Origin of the sequence: Cysteiniphilum litorale (genome assembly GCF_003428165.1) — a bacterium.
In the GTDB taxonomy this organism is placed as follows: Bacteria; Pseudomonadota; Gammaproteobacteria; order Francisellales; family Francisellaceae; genus Caedibacter; species Caedibacter litoralis.
In genome coordinates, this window is the sequence record NZ_QLIQ01000004.1 from 28,721 (window position 1) to 47,450 (window position 18,730).

Consider the following 18,730-nt stretch of genomic DNA (forward strand, 5'->3'; position numbering starts at 1 on the left):
TGGTGTAAGATGAGACTTTTTCTAAAAAAAGACAAAAAAATAAGTTTTCCTAGTAGTTTTACTCAAGTTGAGCAAAAAGATCATGTTACTTATAAGATAGAAAGCAATAATCATCGCAATATAATTGAGAAATACGAAGATGTTGATTTTGTTGCGGACAAGCTTTTATTCACTGATCAAAATGAGAAAGATCATTTAACTGAAGCGGAACTAAAAAATATACTGTTTATAAAAACGGATGGCTCAAGTAAAGGTGGGGTGTATTTAGCAGTATTGCACGTAGTGGATGTGCCTCAAACTCAAATTAAAGACATTATATTAAAATATTCAAAGATTGCTGAACATAAATATAATTTAACTACTTCAAAAACATATCGTGCTAAAGCAGGAGTAATAAGCACTTTTCTACAAAAAATAAGAAAAGATGATCAAAACCAATTACGTGAGGTATATGTTAGGGACTTTGATAAAATATTACAAGTTGCTATTAAAAACCATGCGACAGATATACATTTCACTGTTAGAGGGACATATGCCAAAATACAATTTAGGGTGCACGGTGATCTAATAACATATGATACCTATGAAGTTAATTATATTCATCATATGATCAGAGCTATTTATAATGGAAAAGGAATAGAGGGGCAAAAGGATACTCAATTCAGTGGTAGTGAAATGCAGCAAACTATTATTGAGCGAACAATTAATCAAAAAAAATATAGGTTACGATTTGCAAGTGCTGCTATAGAAGCGAATGATTTAATGAATGATGACTTAGAGCGGCAAGAGGCATATATTGTAGCGCTGAGAATATTATCAACAGATAAATCAGATATTAAGCCTTTGACTCATCTTGGTTATTCAACCAGACAAATAGAGTTAATAGAGGAGGCGATGCGCTTTCCTTCGGGAGGAATAATCATTGCGGGAACAACCGGGTCTGGAAAATCAACAACACTTGCTGGAATGCTAACTCGATTAATTGAATGGTATGGAGATACGCGAAAATATATATCAATTGAATCTCCAGTGGAGTATTTAATTGAATTGGTGAACCAGTTGATAGTGCATGAGTCAGCAAATATGACTGAAGAAGAAATTTCAAAAGTATATGATATAACAGTAAAAACTACGATGAGACTTGACCCTGATATCATTTACTGTAATGAGATACGTAGCGAAAACACAGCTAAATCAGCTCAAAAGTCAATTCAGTCAGGTCATCCATTTTATACAACTGTGCATGCTCAAAATGCGCTTGCTATCGTGGAACGATTGTGTGGAATAGGGATGGAGAGGGAGGTGGTATGTTCTCCCGATTTTTTACTTTTATTAGTTTATCAAACCTTGGTGCAAACACTATGCCATGATTGTTCGCTGAGTATTGAAGAGTATGATGCCACAAACTCATCAAGAAAGTCAGTGATTAAAAGTATATATGCATGTATTGAAAAATATAACTTAGATGAATCGCTTATTAAAAATATAAGATTTAAAAACAAAAAAGGTTGTTCTAATTGCAACCATTTGGGTGTGAAGGGGAGAACTGTTGTTGCTGAGGTGGTTTCACCAACAAGTTCAATGCTTGTGCATATTCGCAATAAAGAGCATGAGTTAGCTTATAAGGTTTGGAGAGAAAAAGGTGGTATGACAATCAAAGAGCATGGGTTAGTAAAGGTTTTAGAAGGGATGGTATGCCCTGAGGCATTGGAAAGCAAAGTAGGTCCTTTGCACATAGAGAAGACGGAAGATTTGTTTGACAAAAACTTTTATAAAAACATTATTAAATTTTAGGGAGATTCAACATGTTTAACAGCGTATTGGGAATTATAAAACCCCTATTGAACAGTAAAACAATTAGTTTATATTCGCCATGGAGGGTGTTAATGTTAAGAGTCACATTCTTCACGAGCATGAGAATTGAGTTTTATCGTACCTTCATTATGCTAATGTCATCAAATTTTAGTATAGAAGAGGCTCTTGATCAAATTAGGAGTATGTATAAGAAGCATGATGGCAGGTTTATAAAAGTACATGGAACCATCATAAATATCATTAATGATGTATATTACAGATATTCTGCAATGGGGATGACATTTTCAGAAGCAGTGAAAATCTATATTCCAAAAGATGAAACAATGTTACTTTCATCTGCTGATGCTAAAGAAGTGGGAGATGGCTTATCTAATGTCATAGCGATTACTGAAAAACTTGGTAAAGTGCGGTCAGCAATTATACTGAGCATGATAAAGCCAATAATTTTTATAGTTGGTATTATTGGGTTAATGCTTTTCTCAGCTAAAAAGATAATGCCAACTATTGTTGGAGCAATACCAACAGATAGACTTCCCCCATTTACCTATAAATTTGATAGTTTTAATAAGTTCATCCTCTCTCATAGTGTTGAGTTTTTGGTAATATGCACTGTCCTAGTTGTTATATGTGTATATATGATATCGAGAAGCACATTCAGGTTTAGACTGGACGTTTTAGATAAAATTCCTCCATTCTCAATTTATAAAAAAATTATTGCAGTTAAATTTTTAATATCGCTTTCTTTACTGTTGAAGTCGAAAAAAAATTCTATTGATTTCGCATTGAAAGTGATAGGGGTAAATGCAAATGATTACTTAACATACTATATATATAAAATGAGAAATTTTATTAAATCTGGTGGTAAGCCGGGGGTTGCTTTATCATCAAGCACATTTTTCACCAAAGAAATATCAGGATTGCTAGAGATATATACAAATGCAGGAAAACTTCAAAATGCAATAGATGACCTTGCAACTGATTACCTAGATAAACAAATACGAAAAATCCAAGCTGGCTTCAAAACAATCAACACGGTTTGTATGTTGATCTTAGGCGCTTATTTATGTGCGTTTATGTTAGCGATATATGGCATTGGAATGACAAATGGTAGTTTTTAAAAGTAAATAATTAGGAGATATAAATGAGTAACGATCAAAAAAATATGAAAGCATTAACCACTAAACAAGATGGATACTCAGTCATAGAATTACTGATTGTAATTGGCGTCATAGCATTTTTAATAATCATAGTTTTTACAATAGGTACAATGCTTTGGGGTAAATCAAAAGATCAGCAAATGACAAGCGGTGTAGATGCTATATCTCAAGGGATTCACAGTATATATGCCGCAGCTGGAGGTAATTATAATGATGTTTCTTCACTTGTAGCGATCAGATCTGGGTCAGTTCCTAGCACTTTAGTTAAAGATTCCGCTGCAGGCATTATAGGCACCGCATGGTACGGTGATGATAATGCTTCAACAATTGTGGTAAATCCAGCACAAGGTGGGCGTCAGTTTAGTGTTCAGTTAAATGCTATACCTTCAAGTTCATGCACATCTATTGGTAGCAAATATCTAAATGGTAATGCGATTTCTGTATCTGCAAATGGTCAGGTTGCGAATGGTCCTGGTGAATTAGCAACAGCATGCGCTGGAAATGGTGATACTGCAAACTTAACAATAAATTTTTCATAGAGTAAAAAATATGGGAAAGAGAAAGTCAAACAATAAGCAAAATGGATTCTCTTTAATTGAGCTACTTATCGTAATTGCGGTTATTAGCTTTTTATCAATGCTTTTTTATCAATTCATGATGAGAGGGCAAAAGAGTAAAGATGCGGCTGCGCTTGGCAACCAATTAGCAAGTTTTATATCAGCAGTAGAAACTCGCACTGCTGAAGATCAAACATTAGCAGCTGGTGTATACAATGGAGTTTTATGGCTGCAAGATGCAACTTGTCATGGCATATCACCTATTGCGTATCTTCCATGTAATTTTACGTTAAATTCCCCCATAATAAATAACCCTGATCCTCAGGTTATAATCAACACACCAGTACACTCAAGAGTCGCTGCTCAGATAAACATAGGACCAATAGTTGATTATGTTAATGGCGTTCAAGCTCCATCGCCTGTTTTAGCTTCTGAAGTTGTAATGGCAATTAAATCAAAGCTTGGTAGTCCTTATCACGGCGCTTTTAATGGAACCACTTCATATAATTTTGACAAAGTTAATGCGACGCTGACAATCAACATCATAATACAGCAGACAGCTGATGTTTGGTTAAGGATTGATGGCGCTAACCAAATGCAGGCAAATGTGTCGTTTAATGATGCCCAACCTGAGAATAAAAGGGAGATTGTTAATACCTCCGCTATAAGAATGAAAAATACAGGAATAGCTACAATAACTAATGATCAAGGATCTATACAAGTAGAACCTAATAATAAATTTATTGTGAGATCATCAGGAATCGAGAACCATGCTAATACTTCAATTGAATCATATGCAAGGAATATTGTATCTCAGGCAATTGACTCATTTAGCATATCCGCACGCCAAAGCACTATAAATTCATCAGATAGCATTTCGATTAATGGCACAAATAGCACCACTATAAATTCGGCTAATATTAATCTGTTATCAAATGGATCTTCATTAAAAGTGACTAATAACAGCGTTGATATAAATGGAGTTAATTTCACTAATTCATCCATGAATATAGTCATTGGGAACATTAACAGTAATTCAAATGTGAATATAGTATCTAAAACAACCAATATTAATAGCCAGTTAAGGGCAGATGGAACATATGGTGATGCTTACATTGGAAATCAGACAGGTGTTCCTGGCAATAGTAATGTTTATGTGAATGACATTACTTTAAGGTCTGCAGCAAATAAACGTATCACTTCATTTCTTGCTGGGTATGTGTTAAAAAATGTCTACAGTGTATATTCAAATAGCGTTATTACTAAACCTGCGTGCCCAGATGGTGGAGAGCCTAAGATCATAGTGATACCCCAAACAGTTGGTAACCCATCGTCTGGTGCAGGATCAAAAATGAATGTATGGGCTGATAACTCTGGAGCAAGTTGGGTTGTTAGAAGTTCAGATACTTATTTTCAAGGTTTAGCTAATGTTTATTGCGCCTATCTATGAGAAAAGAAGTATATGATTGGAACAGTTATCGCAAAGCCAACAAAAGCTTGTAATGCAGATTGCAATTACTGCGCTGCACCTCCTTATGATGTTAACAAGTGGACGGTGGAAACATTTGTAAAAATATTTAATAAAGTATCCCCGCAATTAGCTGAAAATGTTAATTGGATATGGCATGGTGGCGAACCATTGTTAATGTCGCCAGAATTTTATGTGTCGTGCTATGAATATGCCAAATCTTTAAAGCCTAACATCAAATTTTCAGTGCAAACAAATTTATTACTATATAAAACATCTAGATGGAAAAAAATTTTTGATGAAATATTTGGCGGAAGGATTTCTACCAGTTATGATCCAGATGAAAAACATAGAACTATCAAAGGATCAAGCGAAAAGTATGTTAAAAGATTTCATGAGGCATTGGGAAATGTTATAAATGATGGGTTTTATCCTTTGGTTATTGGAACATATACTGAGGATACGGTAGACTATGGTCATAAGATATATGATTACTCACTTGGCCTAAGTAACAATTCATTTAATATTAGATATAACTATCGGTATCCAGCGGGTAAATCATCAAACTCATCAGAGTTTATTACACCTGAAACATATGCGCAGATGCTTTTATCCTTATGGGAAAAGTGGATTTCTGATGTGCCTAATTTTGATATAACGCCTCTTGATCAAATGTTAAAAGCTGTTTTAGGGATTGAACAAGACAGATGCCCTTGGACGAATAAATGTGGTGGACGATTTATTGGAATAGAGCCAAATGGAGATTTATATAACTGTAGTGAGTTTGCAGATTTGAGGATGCCCAAATATAAATACGGCAATGCCATTTCAGGTAATGTTCCATTGAGAGATACCAACATTGAAATCAAAGTTAATGTTGATGGGTTTATGAAAAAAGCGATGACAAGCAAAGCAGCGGTATTAATGAAAAGAAGGCAATACGATCTCCCTAAAGATTGTTTGACGTGCGACCATTTTAGAGAGTGCCAAGGAGGATGCATGAGGGATGCTGTACTTTTTGACCGAGGACTTGGAGGGAAGTTTTATTACTGTCACTCATGGAAAATTGTCTTTGATAAAATTAAATCAGATGTGCGCAAGGGCAAGGTAGATAAATTAATAAATGATAGACTGATGGTGTCTGTATGAGCGAAGTTCTAACTGTTTACCTGAAGCCAACAAATTATTGTAACGTTGGCTGTGATCATTGTTATTTATCTGAGGCTACTAGAGCAGAGAAAAATAAGCTTAGCTTAAACAAGCTTGAGATAGTATGTAAAAGAATTAAAGAACTCATGCATAGTGAGAGAAAGAAAAAATTGCATATTATTTGGCATGGTGGTGAACCATTAACTATATCAGCAAAAACATATGCTGAAATGTTTGATGTGATAGATATGCATTTTCCTGACCATACTGAAAGCATGCAAACATCATTAATTCCATTAAAAGATGAACATATTTCTATAATAAGAGACCGATTTAATTTTGAGATAGGCAGTAGTATAGATTTTTCTCAACGAAAGATTAAAGGTTCAAGTGAGCGTTATTTTGATTTATGGCTTAATAAAGTTGCATTAGCACGTGAAGCTAATATAGATGTATATCCTGGCGTTGTCCCAACTAGGAATGAAATAGGTAGAGAAAAAGAGATTATCAGCTTCTTTATCGATAATAACTTTGACTATGTTAATTTTGAAAGATATAACATTTTTGGTTTAAAGGAGGTTCCTTCAGATTGGCCAACTAATTATGAGCATAGTATGTTTCTAATAGAGCTTTTTAATATAGTAATGAGTCAAGTTCATAATCAAGAAAAAACAATATATATAAAGCAAATCATAGCAGGAATTAATGGAGTTATTCATGGCATGCCAGGTGATAGATGGGGGACCACGTGCCAAAAAGATTTTCTTGTAATAGAACCAGACACAGGTGTTAATACTTGCCCCGACAGATCTTCCCATGAAAAACATTTTGTAAAATTAGATCAAATCAAGTCTATTCAAGAGTTACAACAGTCACCATTGCGCAAATCGTGGATTAAAACGCAAGGCCTTCATCATTTCAACAACTTTTGCATGAAGTGTGACTACAGGCTTTGGTGTAAATCTGGGTGTCCTATAGCCTCAAAATTTAATGACGGTGAATGCAGTGGCTACAAGTTGTTTTTGAATCATATAAAAAAATATCGTGAGGCAAGTAATGATAACGAGGGGAGGTTGATACAGTATGCAAGGAGGGAGGCAAATGAGTAAGAATACAGAAACCTTTGGGAATGGGTATAGTCAATATAATAAGATTTTTTATTTGAGAGTTCATGAGGGATGTAACTTATATTGTCAACATTGCTTTATTCCCTCAAACCCTAAGAAAATGAATATGGACATGATTCATAAAATTGTGGAAAACATGAAATTTCATACAAAGGAAGGAGACCGAGTATTAATCCAATGGCATGGCGGAGAGCCAACACTAAAATCACCAAGTTGGATAGAAGAAGCCGTAACTATCATAAATCAATATAAAAAAGTAAATATTGAGCATAGCATACAAACCAACTTGATGAACTATAACCATGAGTGGGAACAAGTATTCAAAAAATATTTTAGTGGGAAAATAGGCGTCTCATGGGATCATCGAATACGATTAACAAAGAAAAATCAAATAATATCACATGAGGACTATGAGAGTAAGTTTTGGACTTTGCTAAATCAAGCTCATAAAGATGGTATCGCACTTGATGTTACGATTACATTAACAAAATACTTCATACAAGACTGGAAAAATCCTATAGCCTTATTTAGAAGATTTTCAGATTGTGGCGTTAATAGTATACATATAGAAAAACTAACCAAAACAGGCAATGCTCGAGTGTATTGGGATGAGATTGGAGTGAATAATATTGAATATAGTAAATATATGTCCCGCCTATTTAAATTATATTCCTTGTGGAATGAGTCAGAAAAAATGAAATTAAGTATATCACCATTAGATGATTTAAAATTAGGGCTAGAAAAATTCATAGAGTCCGATGTAAATGCTCTCAATAAAATGCCAGTATGTTTTTCTGGAGCTTGTGACAAAAACTTTCATACATACGATGCAAACGGCTATAAACCTGGATGTACAGCGTTAAATAGTGAGTATGACAATTCTAGAGCTTCCGCATCACTTTTTGTGTCAAATATACTTGAGTCAAGAAGTAAAAGAAAAGCAAATTGCAGTAAGTGTTTATTTACTGAAGTTTGTTCATCTGGTTGTCTGGCATCATCGTATATAGATGAGTCAGGCGAGTGCAGTGGCAACAAAATCTTATTGGAAACAATATATAAACAGAGTCAAGGAATTAAAGAAATGAAGGGGGTTTTATGAATAATAAAAGTTCTACAGCAATACTAATTTTAACATTAGAAGCCATGAGTACCGTTGCTCAAGCAAGGTCGATTTTGCCTGATGTAATCCAGATTAACTCAGATGATCAATATCTAGACATAGATTCTGATAATACAGATAGTGGTGTTGTGTCAGATGCAATTAATATCCTTACAAAAAAGAGCACCCTGGAGGCAATCGGTGATAGTTTTGCAACATTAACGTCTGCACTTAGAGTGGATTCATTAGCTTTGAATGCAGCAAAAATGTTTGTGGGAGGGAGTGATTCCACCAATATGAATGGTTGCTATAGTAACTGTCATAGTGCGTGCCATGGCTCAAGGGGGTGGCGTTAATGCAGCAAATTAAGTTGAGCGATATTGAAAATGATTTATATACTAATGAAGATGCGCATCATATTTATATAGATCAAGATAGTTGCCATATTCCAACAAATTTAAACAACGCATCATTTCTCCTAACAGAGGAGTTTTGTGATAGAACCCAAATATCAGAAGTCTATCTTGATGTTATCTTGAATTATAAAAATAGCGGCGTTAAAGAAGTTACTATGGAAATCAGTTATGAGTCTTTGTTACTTCTAGATTTAGATGAGATTATTTTAATGATGTTGTCTTTGGATGTTAACGCATCATTATTACCCCCATCTTCGGAAGATAATATTATACAGTATATAGATTACCTTAAAAAATTAACGAGAAAATGGTTAGAGGCAAAATCCATGAGAGGGATGTTACTCCCTGTGGCGAATTATTATATTTATATAGTAGGCAACTTACTTGGGTACAAGCCAGAAAAAATTACGTCCTGTAATTATATGGATACTGTATTCACGCAAGACAATTTTTTAAAACACATGGATTTAGTGAAGTCAGCCATTGAAGATGTGGTTTATGAATTTATGGGTGGAGAAGCAGGTATTAAAAGTTATATTAACAGCATTGGAGTCGCTTTTAAGAAAACAGTAGAAGAAGAGTTGCCTAAACTCTTTGGAGATATTAAGTGATGGCATGGGATGTGGTAATCGTTGGAGCTGGTCCAGCAGGAACTAGTGCTGCCATAGCAATAAAAAATAAAAACCCAAATATGAATGTTGTTATAATTGATGCTATTAATCCAAGCATTACCAATAAAGTTGGTGAGGCTTTACTGACTGGCACTGTGTATGCTTTGGAGAAACTGGGAGTTATAGAAGCATGTTTAAATCAAGGGTTCCAAACAAAAATAGGAGCAGCTTATAGATGGGGGATGAGTCTTGATCCTTGGTATGTAAAATACACAGAGCTATCCAACTACCCAAAAAAGCTGATAGCAAACGGACACAGAATGTCCTTTCATGTTAGGCGCGATAAATTTGATAGTATGCTGCTTGAGTGCGCAGAGAAGTTAGGTGTTGTCTATATCCAAAATGAGCTATCTTCTATTAGGAAAAGGGGAGAAACACTGCTTTCGTGCCAACTGAAAAATGGGGAAACTATATTATCAAAGTATTGGATAGATGCATCTGGTCAGGCGGCAGTTATTGCACAAGAATTCAGCTCAAGGCATAAAATATATAAAAATCGAGTAGCATTGAGAGGATACGTAAAAATTAATTGGGAGCTTGTAGGCAAATTTTATCCAAATACGACAAATATTATACATAATAAGTATGGGTGGATGTGGTTAATACATTTAGGTGATCTCACAAGCTTTGGATTTGTTACGACCAAAGAGATTAGAACAAAAATATCAACAAAAAATATATATCAATATATTCCTGAGTTAAAAGATATATTTATGCTTGGGCATGAGTTTAGACTTTATGATTATCTTGGCAATGATATTGATGATTTTATATACCAAAAAGAGTGGTCATATTACTCTGAAAAAATGGATGGAAAGAACTGGAGTAGTGTAGGGGATGCGTCAGCATTTTTAGATCCAATTCTGTCTCAAGGTGTTACTTTAGCAATGTCATATGGGATACTAAGAGGAGAAGCAGCCATTGAAGCCATAATGGGTAATACTGATATCCAAAAGGAAATAACACATCAATATACTGAGGAAATCAAAGTATTGAAACATGTTATAGCTGAATGGTATAAAGAAAACAACACACTATCAGATTGGTTTTTAAATACACAACAGGTTGTGAAGAACATACATGGATTCGATATGAACAAAAATGATTCTTTTAGATGGCTTACAAATTTAGATTACAAATTAGAAGAGTTTTTTCCATATCCTAAAACAGACATCAGTATATATCAAAAAAATTTGGCTCACACTGAACATGCACCTAAAGTGTAGGAGTGCAGAAGATAGAAAATCGTATCACTAGATTAAGTGTCATGTCGTTGTTATGCTGTATATTAAATGCATTATAGTTTATAACGGTTTTGTGAACAGAAATATTTATAGAAAAAAAAGAGCTTATCTGATACTGACATTAATCATGTTGCTCTTTTCATACATTGTAATTGCAACAGGTCTATTTAATCTTAAGAATGTATATTCTAGAACAGATATCGCCTTAAAAAACCGAGGGAGTTCCGTTATTCATACCTATAATGATATTGGAGAATATAATGAGTACATTAAGTATGAAATTCCAAAATATAAAATGGCGATAGAAAAGCAATTAGCAATTAATGAAGCATTAAAACAGCTTTTAATTTCCAATGGGAAGGAAAGATAAATTGACGAGCAAAAAAATATTATTATCCACCGCTATTACCATGTTAATAAGCATAATAGGCATAGTGATAGCAATAATTCTGATTGAGAAAAGAAATAATGTTCAATACTATTTGGTCACACCTCAAAAAAATGTTGTAGCAATAAAAACATATAACGACCCTGTGATATATGGCGATATGATTATTGAAAGTTTTGCTAAGGTTGTGACAAGAAGAATGCTAACCTATGATTACGGTAATGTGTTTTTGAATTTAGAAAAATCATTCCAGGATTACTTCACCCCAAGTGGCTTTGAAAACATTAGTCAAAATGCTCTTAAACAGATAAAGTACATACATCAGAATAAAATACTATCATCAATAACTTTTTTGGATGAGCCTAAAATCGTATGGTGGGAGGCTAATACAGATGGATATATATGGATAGTTCAATTAAAAATTCTAATGACCGCATATAATGTAGATACACAAAGACAAGCAGCATATGTGATTACAATGGCAATCACAAAATCACCAGGGATGCTTAACCCTGATGGACTTGGAGTGACCGGATTTTATATGAGTCCAATCATTTGACATCCTACCCTCCCTAAAGGAAGGGGATTCCTACTGATTAAGTAGGTTGGTACTTACTCACGCTTTCCCACTGGTTTCTGCTGTCGACTGCTAATGCAGTTCGCTACACAGACCGACACGGCTAAGTCCAGCCGCCAAAACATTTCTTGCAGCATTGACATCTGCATTTGCTTCAAAGCCACAACTAATGCACACAAAAGAAGATTGCGTCAACCTGCTTTCTTTTGCCTTATTTCCACAATTTGAGCAAGTCTGACTGGTATATCTTGGTTCAACTGCAACTACAACACCACCTTGCCAATGGCTCTTGTATTCAAGCTGATTCCTAAACTTATACCAACCTTGGTCAAGAATTGATTTGTTTAAGCCAGATTTGGCTTTAACATTCTTGCCATGCTGCTCTTGTGTGCCTTTAGCTGATTTGCTCATATTAGAAACTTTTAAATCCTCAATGAATATCATTGCGTGGTTCTTGCAGATTTCAGTGCTGACTTTATGCAAATAGTCATTTCTAATATTTGCTGCTTTAGAGTGAAGTTTTTGTATCTTTTTGGTTTGCTTAGCCCAGTTGTTAGAGAATTTCTTTTTGTGCTTAAGCTTCCATTGCTCTTTAGCTAACTTAGCCTCAATGCTACGAAAACTATTTTTAGGCTCATAGATACAGTCGCTATTAACCGTTGCACAAGTGGCAAACTTTGCAATACCAACGTCTATCCCAACAGCAGTATCATTGGCTATATCTCTTTGAGTAACTTCAACCTCAACTTGAACGGACATATACCAATATCCTGACTTATGTGAGATAGTTATATTTTTAGGGTTGCCAACTATCTCTTGGCTTTTATGAAAACCGACCCAACCAATCTTAGGTAATTTAACTCTGTGATTATCAATCTCAAAGTGTTGAGCTTGAGGAAATCTAAATGAGCTGTGAAGCTGCTTTTTACGTTTCTTAGGCATTCGCTTATTTGGCTGTTTCTTATCAAACGCATCCATGTAAGCCTTATCTAAGTCTTTAAGCTTCTGTTGAATGATGTGGGCTTGAGCTTCAGCTAGAAAATGATACTTATCTGAATCTTTTAACAACTTAGACCAATAGTCCATTTCCTGATAACGCATGATCTTTTGACCTTGAGACAATCTATTTTGATTGATCTGCCAAAAGTAATTCCATACAAAACGACAATGACCTGCAAATAACCAAAACTTTTGATCTATTACATCATTGGTCTTTAGTCTAAATTTGTATGCCTTGCGTATCTTCATTAACTAAAATACAATATTAGTCTAATACTTAATATTATACTAAAATAGCATGAGCAAAACAACGGAAATCAGAAGCGGAAGACATTGCACTTTCTTAATACATGTCCATTTGGTCTTTGTCGCAAAATATCGTAGAACTGTATTCACTCAAGCTCACTTTGAAACCATGCGTGAAGTATTTAACAAAATTTGTGATGACTTTGAATCAGAGCTTGTCGAGTTCGATGGTGAAGCTGATCACGTACACCTACTTATTAATTACCCGCCAAAAGTTGCAGTATCAAAGCTAGTTAATAGCTTGAAAGGAGTATCTAGTAGACGTTTAAGGCAACACCACCAAGACATACACAAATATTATTGGAAAGGTGTTCTCTGGTCGCCTAGCTACTTTGCAGGTAGCTGTGGTGGTGCTCCAATATCAGTCATTAAACAGTATATTGAGCAGCAGGACAGTCCTCACTAGAATTTAAAGCCTAAGCGCCTTATATCACCCATCTAAAGGAAGGTGTTTTACGGCGCATTTTGATAACCACTAAAGAGAGTGTGATGTGATATTGACTAATTAGAAATTAAAAACTAAAATATCCGTATAAATTACGGATAAGGCAGCGTTATGAGTAAATCGGCACGAATAGAGTTTAAAGTGACAGCAGATAGCAAGGCTATTTTTGAAAAGGCGGCTCAGCTCATGGGTGTGTCATTAACTGAGTTTGGCATGCGAGCGATGACGAGCTTTGCTAAGAAAGTTACGACCGAGCAGAACTTGATTAAGCTCACCTTGTCACAACAAGAGAATTTTTTTGCAGCGCTAGAAAATCCACCTAAGGTGAATGATGCGTTGAAAAAAGCTTATTTAACTCACAAAGACACATTGTCTCAGTAGGTTTGTTAATGGCAATAAGAATTGAGTTGCTGACAAAGCAAAAGATGTCTGGTGTTAAGTTCGACTGTGGTGAAGAAGCGTTAAATAACTATATACTCAGGCAAGCCAAACAGGATATGAAAAGGCATGTTTGTGCTACGTATATATTGTTAGATGAATCGTCATTACTTGGTTACTATACTTTATCGTCAACCATTATCCATTTTTACCAACTGACTAATATCGATGATAGAATGGCAAAGAAGCTGCCAAAATATCCGTACCTGCCTGCAACTTTATTGGGCAGATTGGCAGTAAAGAGTGAGACAAAGGGCAAAAGATATGGTGAATTGCTTTTGATTGATGCGCTAACTCGATCTTATCGCAATAGTGCTGCAATAGGCTCAGTTGTAGTAGTCGTTGATGCGAAAAACAAAAGTGCCAGTGACTTTTATAAACGCTATGGGTTTTTAGATTTAAAAGAGAATCAGCTGTTTATAACGATGGACACGATTAAAGAGGTTCTTGATGAGGTTTAGCGAACCAAAAAGCAAAGTAGGCAAATCAATGCTAGGTGTTGATATTGGTTACTATGCCAACAATAGGAATACCAGTCGTTGGTTTTTGAATGGCGAATCCGCACCATTGCCGAAGATAGCTGAGCTGTTAGGCTATAGCAGCGTGAGCCAGTTTAAGCTTGCAATGCAGCAGTATGGTGTGGCGTTGGTTTTGTCGAAAGGATTAGATAAGTTGAGAGAGTCAAACAATGGCTAATCAGTATGCAGACAGTTTTGTGGTTAAAGTCCAGAAACGATTTGGTAAACCCGCAGGAGAGTTATTAGTAGAGCTTTCGATCAAGAAAATGAGTTATAACGAGGCAGCAAAATATTTAGGCTACAAAGTCACTACCATCAGAAAATATTGCCATCGTTATAATGTGGTACTGAATCCAAGTGTTGACAGGATTGAAGTAGAAGCGGCTTTGTGTCCGATGTTCTATAGCAAAGAGATCAATAAGTTCAATATTTTGTCTAGAAAATGGAGGCATAAATAATGGCTAGCCAATACACAAACAATTCATCCAACGAAATAATGAAATCTAATTATCATTTACCTCTTATTAATGAGGGTTTATGCTTGAATGAAGAGCGAGAACAAATTGAAGACTTATATTTTAAACGAAGCATCATTCGTCATAAGTGTGATGATTGGATGTTTTTATTTAAATCGGTGTTAGTCATTTATTTTTTAATCAAAGCCGTACTGCTACTTAAAGTAGATGATGGTATTAATTTGCATATCACATTGAGCAGTTTGAATGAATTGACCTTATCTACGTTATCTAATTTATTTGTGATCTTACTGGCTCTTTATGCATCATTGCATTTGGTAAGAAGAATGATTATTGCCATTGGCATCAAAAAAATTGATCGCAACATAAATCAAGTAAAAAACAGAGTGGGTGATACATTGGTCGATCAATGGATTCATGATCTTGATGTAGCAAATATTGCAACCTTTAACCGGGTCAGCAACCATAATTTATAGCTATTTTCATGGAGCTGTTAGCATGAATATTGACAAATTCCTAAAAACCGAAGTGGGCGCCAAAGCGTTAAAAGCTAAACTCAAGTCACTGTCAGATCATGAAAAAGCAAAGCCTAATTATGCAGCGCTATGGAAAAAAGCCTGTGACGCAGTAGATGCTTTCAATTTGGCGAAGATGAAAAAAGAGCTGCGCGATGGTATTAAAACAAAAGGTACTGATGAGCAGAACGATGAAAAATAGTCGAATGGATAATGATAGTCGCTTAGATGTTCTCAAGAAAATCATGCGCCAAAAATTAGGTGCAATTAAGCAAGATCGTAACAACAAAACAAGTAAACTAAAAAGCAGAAAAAATGAATCTACACGCAAACACGCAAAAACTAAAAAAAGCCAGATCAAATAACAAAAGTGTCTATCTGACCTATACTAACTTTGAAGAAATCAGCGGCAAAGTGGCAGATATTGGCAACGTATTCGTTCATATAGCGACACCGGACAATAATGAGCCTGTGGCGCTTGAGATTGAAAAAATAAGCGATATATCGCTGTTGAGAAAATAACAAAAAATGAGGCTGTAATTATGGAATTTGATGCTTATCAAGATGAAGTGGTGAGAATTTTAAAAGGTGATGAAGTTAGCAAACGATTTACAGGCGATAATGGGTTTAACATGGTTCCTGCTATGAAATATTTTATGGATAAAACAGGTTCTGGTTTAAAGGATAGTAAATATTATTGCGATAAGCTTGTAGAAAAAATCAAAAAAGGCGAACTTTAAATGACAGCCCAACGCAAAAACATAAAAAATGACATCGAGACCTTAGATCGAATCCTATGGCTATTCAAATACAAAAAAGATGCTTTCATTGGCGCATCCTCTGAAAGTGAGTACGACAAAACCGTTGATTATGTAAAAGGCGTAATGGATAAACTTAAAGATGAACGGCAAAAGCTGCCTATTGGTTATAGATACACTGGCACGTTTTATTTGAAAAAGCCGTACACAATACCCAGTGAAGCAGTCAAAATAAAAGGCTCCATTTTTGTACGTGAGGACTTGGTGTCTTGGGTGGTTGAGTCTGATGACGATTATGCCAAAAACTTGGGCTATGTACGCGATGTATACAAAGATAAGGCAATGACTAAGAAATTCAGTAAAGATGACGCTGTGGCGGTTTTTGAAGAAGAAAAGCAGAGGTGAATATGGACTTTAGCAAGGTTAAAATATTATTAAAACAAATAGCTGATCATGAAGCTTTCACTATGTTAATTCTAATAGCTGCCATATTGGGAACGGTGGGCGTGATGCTTCTGTTTATTAAAGGTTTGAGCTTAGCTTTTGACAGTCATGTAAATATATTTGTAAGAATAATAATTGGTGCAATATTGTTAGGTTTTTTCATTTTGGGAGCAAGGATGAAGTATGTAAGCTTTTGTCGTCAAAATGGCATTACGAGAGGTCAGAAATCACAAGAGAGTAACCATGAATTTAAGAATTAAGCTTACAATTGCATTAACGCTAGCGGTTACAGTGCCCTACTCTTTTGCAAAATCAGCAACACCGAGTGAGTACACTGGCGCCTTGTCCGGTGCTAAGTATCAACTTTGTTTTACACCGTCACAAACAGCAATGCAGTGTACAGATATGCTGACAAATGCTATTGGTAAAGCAAAAAGCAATATTATCGTGCAAGCATATTCGTTCACGTCAGCACCAATTGTTAAGGCGTTGCTTGAAGCACATAAGCGTGGCGTTAAGATCGTGGCACTGATCGACAAAAGTAATATTACGTCAAAATATAGCGTTGTCCGGACGCTAACAAATGCAAATATTCCTGTGTATGTAGACTATAAGCCTGCCATTGCACACAACAAGGTGATGATTATTGACGGCAAAGAAGTAGTCACAGGGTCATTCAACTTTACCAAATCCGCGCAAGTCCGTAATGCTGAAAACTTACTAATTATTGATGATGCCAAACTGGCGAGTCAGTATAAAGCGAATTTCAGTAACAGAATGGTGGAGTCGCAAAGTCTGCCGGAGTACTGCGAATCAACTGGTAAGTGCAAGACATGGTGGGATACTGTGAAATCATCAAGCGCCAGTGTCTATGAAAAAACCAAGCAAGAATCCTCGGAAGCTTGGCGTAAAGTTAAAGACTGGTGGAGTTCAAATTAGGTTATGTTGGAGTTTGAAACTGAGATTAATGAAAAAGAAGGCTTTAGCTTTAACAATATGAAGAAAACAGAGTCTAACTTCAGACTGTTATTAGCAGGACTACCACCCAAAGATGAGCTAGATAGGCTTATTGAGAATCAAGAATGGTTGAAGAGTACGCTAAATGAAAGTTATGAAAATCAAGATCGTTTAGATAATTATAATAATTTGAAAAATAATCAATGGTACAGTAGTGGATTACTACCAAAGGCAATGCGAGAAATATTGCAAGAAGCGCTTGAGACTTTCATATTTTGGCACTCAATACATATTGATGATCATGACTATGTTATAACAAATAAAAATTTCTTGAATAGTATTTTAGGTGTTGGAGTGACTCATGTTGTGTTTAGTCAACTATCTAAATTATTTGATAAGGGATCCTATGACTTTTCCTTACGTAACATTTGGAGTAATTCATGTGATAAGCTTAAAATTTGTGAAAAAGAAAAAAATTATATAACTAAACTATTCAAAGATGTTAAAAATTATAACGCCGAACCATCTGATAACCTAACGCGAGATATAAAGGGTTTTGTATATTATAGAAATAAAGCAATTGCTCATAATTCTATAAGTAGAGAATCTGAGTGGCAAATAGTTAAAAGTACATTTCGCTTTATTCTTCGTGTTTACGGGCTTTTAGATAAGCATTATTTTCCGTCAACCACTCCCACAATTATTCTTCCTGAGGAATCCGTCTATGCAGGATTTGATAAACTTCTGCCACCTGATTGTATTAAGAGCATAAAAGATAAGAGGAGAGATTTGTTTGATGAATTGCTAGTGGAATCAAATCTCAATATGGTGACAAAAGAAAAGGATGATATAAGACCTTTTAGTTACGAGATTAGGGTAACAGCAACAATAGTAAATAATCTCTTAGTGGACATTGATAGTGAAGATAAATAAGAAGCAAACCAAACGAAAAAAATCTGGCAAGGTCAAAGCATGGGAGTGCCATCTACGTTGTGAGTTTACGAAGCCTAATGATTCGAACAAGTACTATGAGCGTTGTGCTATTAAGATTGGTATTAGTGATCTGGCCAAGGCAAAAGAAACCATGTGTTTGCATGAGGCTGTTGTTGAGTGGATAGAAGAAGTTAAAACTAAAAATGCCTATAAAAAAGATATTGTATTAAAGGTTGATAGTTGGCGAGCATTAAGGTGAGCGAATAGCGTACA

At 35.2% G+C, this 18,730-nt stretch carries 27 protein-coding genes; 26 read left to right on the top strand and 1 reads right to left on the bottom strand.

Features of this window, described 5'->3' with window-relative positions; translation table 11 throughout:
• The first annotated feature begins 9 nt into the window (after window positions 1-9).
• The 12 genes from DNJ75_RS02880 to DNJ75_RS02935 are packed head-to-tail and all read left to right on the top strand — an operon-like array spanning window position 10 to window position 11,650.
• Window positions 10-1,794 carry a GspE/PulE family protein gene (locus tag DNJ75_RS02880; RefSeq protein ID WP_117001677.1) on the top strand — a complete coding sequence of 595 codons (1,785 nt, stop codon included), beginning with the start codon at window positions 10-12 and terminating at the stop codon, window positions 1,792-1,794.
• Between the two features lie 11 nt (window positions 1,795-1,805).
• Window positions 1,806-2,933, top strand: coding sequence for a type II secretion system F family protein (locus DNJ75_RS02885; protein ID WP_117001678.1), 1,128 nt, complete (start codon window positions 1,806-1,808; stop codon window positions 2,931-2,933).
• Window positions 2,934-2,956: 23 nt separating this feature from the next.
• Entirely contained in the window at window positions 2,957-3,511 is a 555-nt protein-coding gene (locus DNJ75_RS02890) for a type 4 pilus major pilin (protein ID WP_117001679.1), read from the top strand.
• A 10-nt stretch (window positions 3,512-3,521) separates the two neighbouring features.
• Window positions 3,522-4,979 carry a prepilin-type N-terminal cleavage/methylation domain-containing protein gene (locus DNJ75_RS02895; protein ID WP_117001680.1) on the top strand — a complete coding sequence of 486 codons (1,458 nt, stop codon included), beginning with the start codon at window positions 3,522-3,524 and terminating at the stop codon, window positions 4,977-4,979.
• Window positions 4,980-4,991: 12 nt separating this feature from the next.
• On the top strand, window positions 4,992-6,146 hold the full coding sequence (locus tag DNJ75_RS02900) for a radical SAM/SPASM domain-containing protein (protein WP_117001681.1): 1,155 nt from the start codon (window positions 4,992-4,994) through the stop codon (window positions 6,144-6,146).
• The gene (locus DNJ75_RS02905) at window positions 6,143-7,255 is read left to right on the top strand and encodes a radical SAM/SPASM domain-containing protein (RefSeq protein WP_117001682.1); all 1,113 of its coding nucleotides are present in this window, start codon (window positions 6,143-6,145) and stop codon (window positions 7,253-7,255) included. Before DNJ75_RS02900 ends, DNJ75_RS02905 begins: the two co-directional genes overlap by 4 nt.
• On the top strand, window positions 7,248-8,372 hold the full coding sequence (locus DNJ75_RS02910) for a radical SAM protein (RefSeq protein ID WP_157968174.1): 1,125 nt from the start codon (window positions 7,248-7,250) through the stop codon (window positions 8,370-8,372). Before DNJ75_RS02905 ends, DNJ75_RS02910 begins: the two co-directional genes overlap by 8 nt.
• Window positions 8,369-8,728 (top strand): hypothetical protein, encoded by a 360-nt coding sequence (locus DNJ75_RS02915; protein WP_117001684.1) that lies wholly within the window; start codon window positions 8,369-8,371, stop codon window positions 8,726-8,728. Before DNJ75_RS02910 ends, DNJ75_RS02915 begins: the two co-directional genes overlap by 4 nt.
• A complete protein-coding gene (locus DNJ75_RS02920; RefSeq protein WP_117001685.1) occupies window positions 8,728-9,399 on the top strand; it encodes a hypothetical protein in 672 nt (223 codons plus the stop codon). Before DNJ75_RS02915 ends, DNJ75_RS02920 begins: the two co-directional genes overlap by 1 nt.
• A complete protein-coding gene (locus tag DNJ75_RS02925) occupies window positions 9,399-10,685 on the top strand; it encodes an NAD(P)/FAD-dependent oxidoreductase (protein WP_117001686.1) in 1,287 nt (428 codons plus the stop codon). The genes DNJ75_RS02920 and DNJ75_RS02925 overlap by 1 nt, the downstream gene beginning before the upstream one ends.
• A 52-nt stretch (window positions 10,686-10,737) precedes the next feature.
• Window positions 10,738-11,073: a hypothetical protein gene (locus DNJ75_RS02930; protein WP_170137178.1), complete on the top strand. Its 336-nt coding sequence runs from the start codon at window positions 10,738-10,740 to the stop codon at window positions 11,071-11,073.
• A 1-nt stretch (window position 11,074) separates the two neighbouring features.
• Entirely contained in the window at window positions 11,075-11,650 is a 576-nt protein-coding gene (locus DNJ75_RS02935; RefSeq protein ID WP_170137179.1) for a DotI/IcmL/TraM family protein, read from the top strand.
• Between the two features lie 90 nt (window positions 11,651-11,740).
• On the opposite strand, the gene DNJ75_RS02940 is transcribed toward DNJ75_RS02935, so the two are convergent.
• The gene (locus tag DNJ75_RS02940; RefSeq protein ID WP_117001689.1) at window positions 11,741-12,916 is read right to left on the bottom strand and encodes an RNA-guided endonuclease InsQ/TnpB family protein; all 1,176 of its coding nucleotides are present in this window, start codon (window positions 12,914-12,916) and stop codon (window positions 11,741-11,743) included.
• Between the two features lie 49 nt (window positions 12,917-12,965).
• Between DNJ75_RS02940 and tnpA the strand changes: the two genes are divergently transcribed.
• The 14 genes from tnpA (at window position 12,966) to DNJ75_RS03010 (ending at window position 18,716) form a co-directional block, all read left to right on the top strand.
• On the top strand, window positions 12,966-13,379 hold the full coding sequence (gene tnpA, locus DNJ75_RS02945) for an IS200/IS605 family transposase (protein ID WP_117001690.1): 414 nt from the start codon (window positions 12,966-12,968) through the stop codon (window positions 13,377-13,379).
• A 150-nt stretch (window positions 13,380-13,529) separates the two neighbouring features.
• Complete coding sequence (locus DNJ75_RS02950; RefSeq protein WP_117001691.1) at window positions 13,530-13,799, top strand: type II toxin-antitoxin system TacA family antitoxin; 270 nt, start codon at window positions 13,530-13,532, stop codon at window positions 13,797-13,799.
• A gap of 8 nt (window positions 13,800-13,807) precedes the next feature.
• On the top strand, window positions 13,808-14,317 hold the full coding sequence (locus DNJ75_RS02955; RefSeq protein WP_117001692.1) for a GNAT family N-acetyltransferase: 510 nt from the start codon (window positions 13,808-13,810) through the stop codon (window positions 14,315-14,317).
• Window positions 14,307-14,552, top strand: coding sequence for a hypothetical protein (locus DNJ75_RS02960; RefSeq protein WP_117001693.1), 246 nt, complete (start codon window positions 14,307-14,309; stop codon window positions 14,550-14,552). The genes DNJ75_RS02955 and DNJ75_RS02960 overlap by 11 nt, the downstream gene beginning before the upstream one ends.
• On the top strand, window positions 14,545-14,832 hold the full coding sequence (locus DNJ75_RS02965; RefSeq protein WP_117001694.1) for a hypothetical protein: 288 nt from the start codon (window positions 14,545-14,547) through the stop codon (window positions 14,830-14,832). Before DNJ75_RS02960 ends, DNJ75_RS02965 begins: the two co-directional genes overlap by 8 nt.
• Window positions 14,832-15,326: a hypothetical protein gene (locus tag DNJ75_RS02970; protein WP_117001695.1), complete on the top strand. Its 495-nt coding sequence runs from the start codon at window positions 14,832-14,834 to the stop codon at window positions 15,324-15,326. The genes DNJ75_RS02965 and DNJ75_RS02970 overlap by 1 nt, the downstream gene beginning before the upstream one ends.
• A gap of 22 nt (window positions 15,327-15,348) precedes the next feature.
• The gene (locus tag DNJ75_RS02975) at window positions 15,349-15,567 is read left to right on the top strand and encodes a hypothetical protein (protein WP_117001696.1); all 219 of its coding nucleotides are present in this window, start codon (window positions 15,349-15,351) and stop codon (window positions 15,565-15,567) included.
• A 113-nt stretch (window positions 15,568-15,680) separates the two neighbouring features.
• Window positions 15,681-15,887 carry a hypothetical protein gene (locus DNJ75_RS02980; protein ID WP_117001697.1) on the top strand — a complete coding sequence of 69 codons (207 nt, stop codon included), beginning with the start codon at window positions 15,681-15,683 and terminating at the stop codon, window positions 15,885-15,887.
• 20 nt (window positions 15,888-15,907) lie between these two features.
• Window positions 15,908-16,105 (top strand): hypothetical protein, encoded by a 198-nt coding sequence (locus DNJ75_RS02985; protein ID WP_117001698.1) that lies wholly within the window; start codon window positions 15,908-15,910, stop codon window positions 16,103-16,105.
• The gene (locus DNJ75_RS02990) at window positions 16,106-16,528 is read left to right on the top strand and encodes a hypothetical protein (protein ID WP_117001699.1); all 423 of its coding nucleotides are present in this window, start codon (window positions 16,106-16,108) and stop codon (window positions 16,526-16,528) included.
• A 2-nt stretch (window positions 16,529-16,530) separates the two neighbouring features.
• A complete protein-coding gene (locus DNJ75_RS02995) occupies window positions 16,531-16,827 on the top strand; it encodes a hypothetical protein (RefSeq protein ID WP_117001700.1) in 297 nt (98 codons plus the stop codon).
• On the top strand, window positions 16,811-17,506 hold the full coding sequence (locus DNJ75_RS03000) for a phospholipase D family nuclease (RefSeq protein ID WP_117001701.1): 696 nt from the start codon (window positions 16,811-16,813) through the stop codon (window positions 17,504-17,506). The genes DNJ75_RS02995 and DNJ75_RS03000 overlap by 17 nt, the downstream gene beginning before the upstream one ends.
• Window positions 17,507-17,509: 3 nt before the next feature.
• A complete protein-coding gene (locus tag DNJ75_RS03005; protein ID WP_117001702.1) occupies window positions 17,510-18,457 on the top strand; it encodes a hypothetical protein in 948 nt (315 codons plus the stop codon).
• Window positions 18,444-18,716, top strand: a complete 273-nt coding sequence (locus DNJ75_RS03010) for a hypothetical protein (protein ID WP_117001703.1) — start codon at window positions 18,444-18,446, stop codon at window positions 18,714-18,716. The genes DNJ75_RS03005 and DNJ75_RS03010 overlap by 14 nt, the downstream gene beginning before the upstream one ends.
• Window positions 18,717-18,730: the final 14 nt, after the last annotated feature.

What these genes read in the sequence shown, in the direction of transcription:
- DNJ75_RS02880 (WP_117001677.1), top strand. Translation starts at nt 10, where the DNA reads ATGAGACTTTTTCTAAAAAAAGACAAAAAAATAAGTTTTCCTAGTAGT.
- DNJ75_RS02885 (WP_117001678.1), top strand. Translation starts at nt 1,806, where the DNA reads ATGTTTAACAGCGTATTGGGAATTATAAAACCCCTATTGAACAGTAAA.
- DNJ75_RS02890 (WP_117001679.1), top strand. Translation starts at nt 2,957, where the DNA reads ATGAGTAACGATCAAAAAAATATGAAAGCATTAACCACTAAACAAGAT.
- DNJ75_RS02895 (WP_117001680.1), top strand. Translation starts at nt 3,522, where the DNA reads ATGGGAAAGAGAAAGTCAAACAATAAGCAAAATGGATTCTCTTTAATT.
- DNJ75_RS02900 (WP_117001681.1), top strand. Translation starts at nt 4,992, where the DNA reads ATGATTGGAACAGTTATCGCAAAGCCAACAAAAGCTTGTAATGCAGAT.
- DNJ75_RS02905 (WP_117001682.1), top strand. Translation starts at nt 6,143, where the DNA reads ATGAGCGAAGTTCTAACTGTTTACCTGAAGCCAACAAATTATTGTAAC.
- DNJ75_RS02910 (WP_157968174.1), top strand. Translation starts at nt 7,248, where the DNA reads ATGAGTAAGAATACAGAAACCTTTGGGAATGGGTATAGTCAATATAAT.
- DNJ75_RS02915 (WP_117001684.1), top strand. Translation starts at nt 8,369, where the DNA reads ATGAATAATAAAAGTTCTACAGCAATACTAATTTTAACATTAGAAGCC.
- DNJ75_RS02920 (WP_117001685.1), top strand. Translation starts at nt 8,728, where the DNA reads ATGCAGCAAATTAAGTTGAGCGATATTGAAAATGATTTATATACTAAT.
- DNJ75_RS02925 (WP_117001686.1), top strand. Translation starts at nt 9,399, where the DNA reads ATGGCATGGGATGTGGTAATCGTTGGAGCTGGTCCAGCAGGAACTAGT.
- DNJ75_RS02930 (WP_170137178.1), top strand. Translation starts at nt 10,738, where the DNA reads ATGCTGTATATTAAATGCATTATAGTTTATAACGGTTTTGTGAACAGA.
- DNJ75_RS02940 (WP_117001689.1), bottom strand. Translation starts at nt 12,916, where the DNA reads ATGAAGATACGCAAGGCATACAAATTTAGACTAAAGACCAATGATGTA.
- tnpA (WP_117001690.1), top strand. Translation starts at nt 12,966, where the DNA reads ATGAGCAAAACAACGGAAATCAGAAGCGGAAGACATTGCACTTTCTTA.
- DNJ75_RS02950 (WP_117001691.1), top strand. Translation starts at nt 13,530, where the DNA reads ATGAGTAAATCGGCACGAATAGAGTTTAAAGTGACAGCAGATAGCAAG.
- DNJ75_RS02955 (WP_117001692.1), top strand. Translation starts at nt 13,808, where the DNA reads ATGGCAATAAGAATTGAGTTGCTGACAAAGCAAAAGATGTCTGGTGTT.
- DNJ75_RS02960 (WP_117001693.1), top strand. Translation starts at nt 14,307, where the DNA reads ATGAGGTTTAGCGAACCAAAAAGCAAAGTAGGCAAATCAATGCTAGGT.
- DNJ75_RS02965 (WP_117001694.1), top strand. Translation starts at nt 14,545, where the DNA reads ATGGCTAATCAGTATGCAGACAGTTTTGTGGTTAAAGTCCAGAAACGA.
- DNJ75_RS02970 (WP_117001695.1), top strand. Translation starts at nt 14,832, where the DNA reads ATGGCTAGCCAATACACAAACAATTCATCCAACGAAATAATGAAATCT.
- DNJ75_RS02975 (WP_117001696.1), top strand. Translation starts at nt 15,349, where the DNA reads ATGAATATTGACAAATTCCTAAAAACCGAAGTGGGCGCCAAAGCGTTA.
- DNJ75_RS02980 (WP_117001697.1), top strand. Translation starts at nt 15,681, where the DNA reads ATGAATCTACACGCAAACACGCAAAAACTAAAAAAAGCCAGATCAAAT.
- DNJ75_RS02985 (WP_117001698.1), top strand. Translation starts at nt 15,908, where the DNA reads ATGGAATTTGATGCTTATCAAGATGAAGTGGTGAGAATTTTAAAAGGT.
- DNJ75_RS02990 (WP_117001699.1), top strand. Translation starts at nt 16,106, where the DNA reads ATGACAGCCCAACGCAAAAACATAAAAAATGACATCGAGACCTTAGAT.
- DNJ75_RS02995 (WP_117001700.1), top strand. Translation starts at nt 16,531, where the DNA reads ATGGACTTTAGCAAGGTTAAAATATTATTAAAACAAATAGCTGATCAT.
- DNJ75_RS03000 (WP_117001701.1), top strand. Translation starts at nt 16,811, where the DNA reads ATGAATTTAAGAATTAAGCTTACAATTGCATTAACGCTAGCGGTTACA.
- DNJ75_RS03005 (WP_117001702.1), top strand. Translation starts at nt 17,510, where the DNA reads ATGTTGGAGTTTGAAACTGAGATTAATGAAAAAGAAGGCTTTAGCTTT.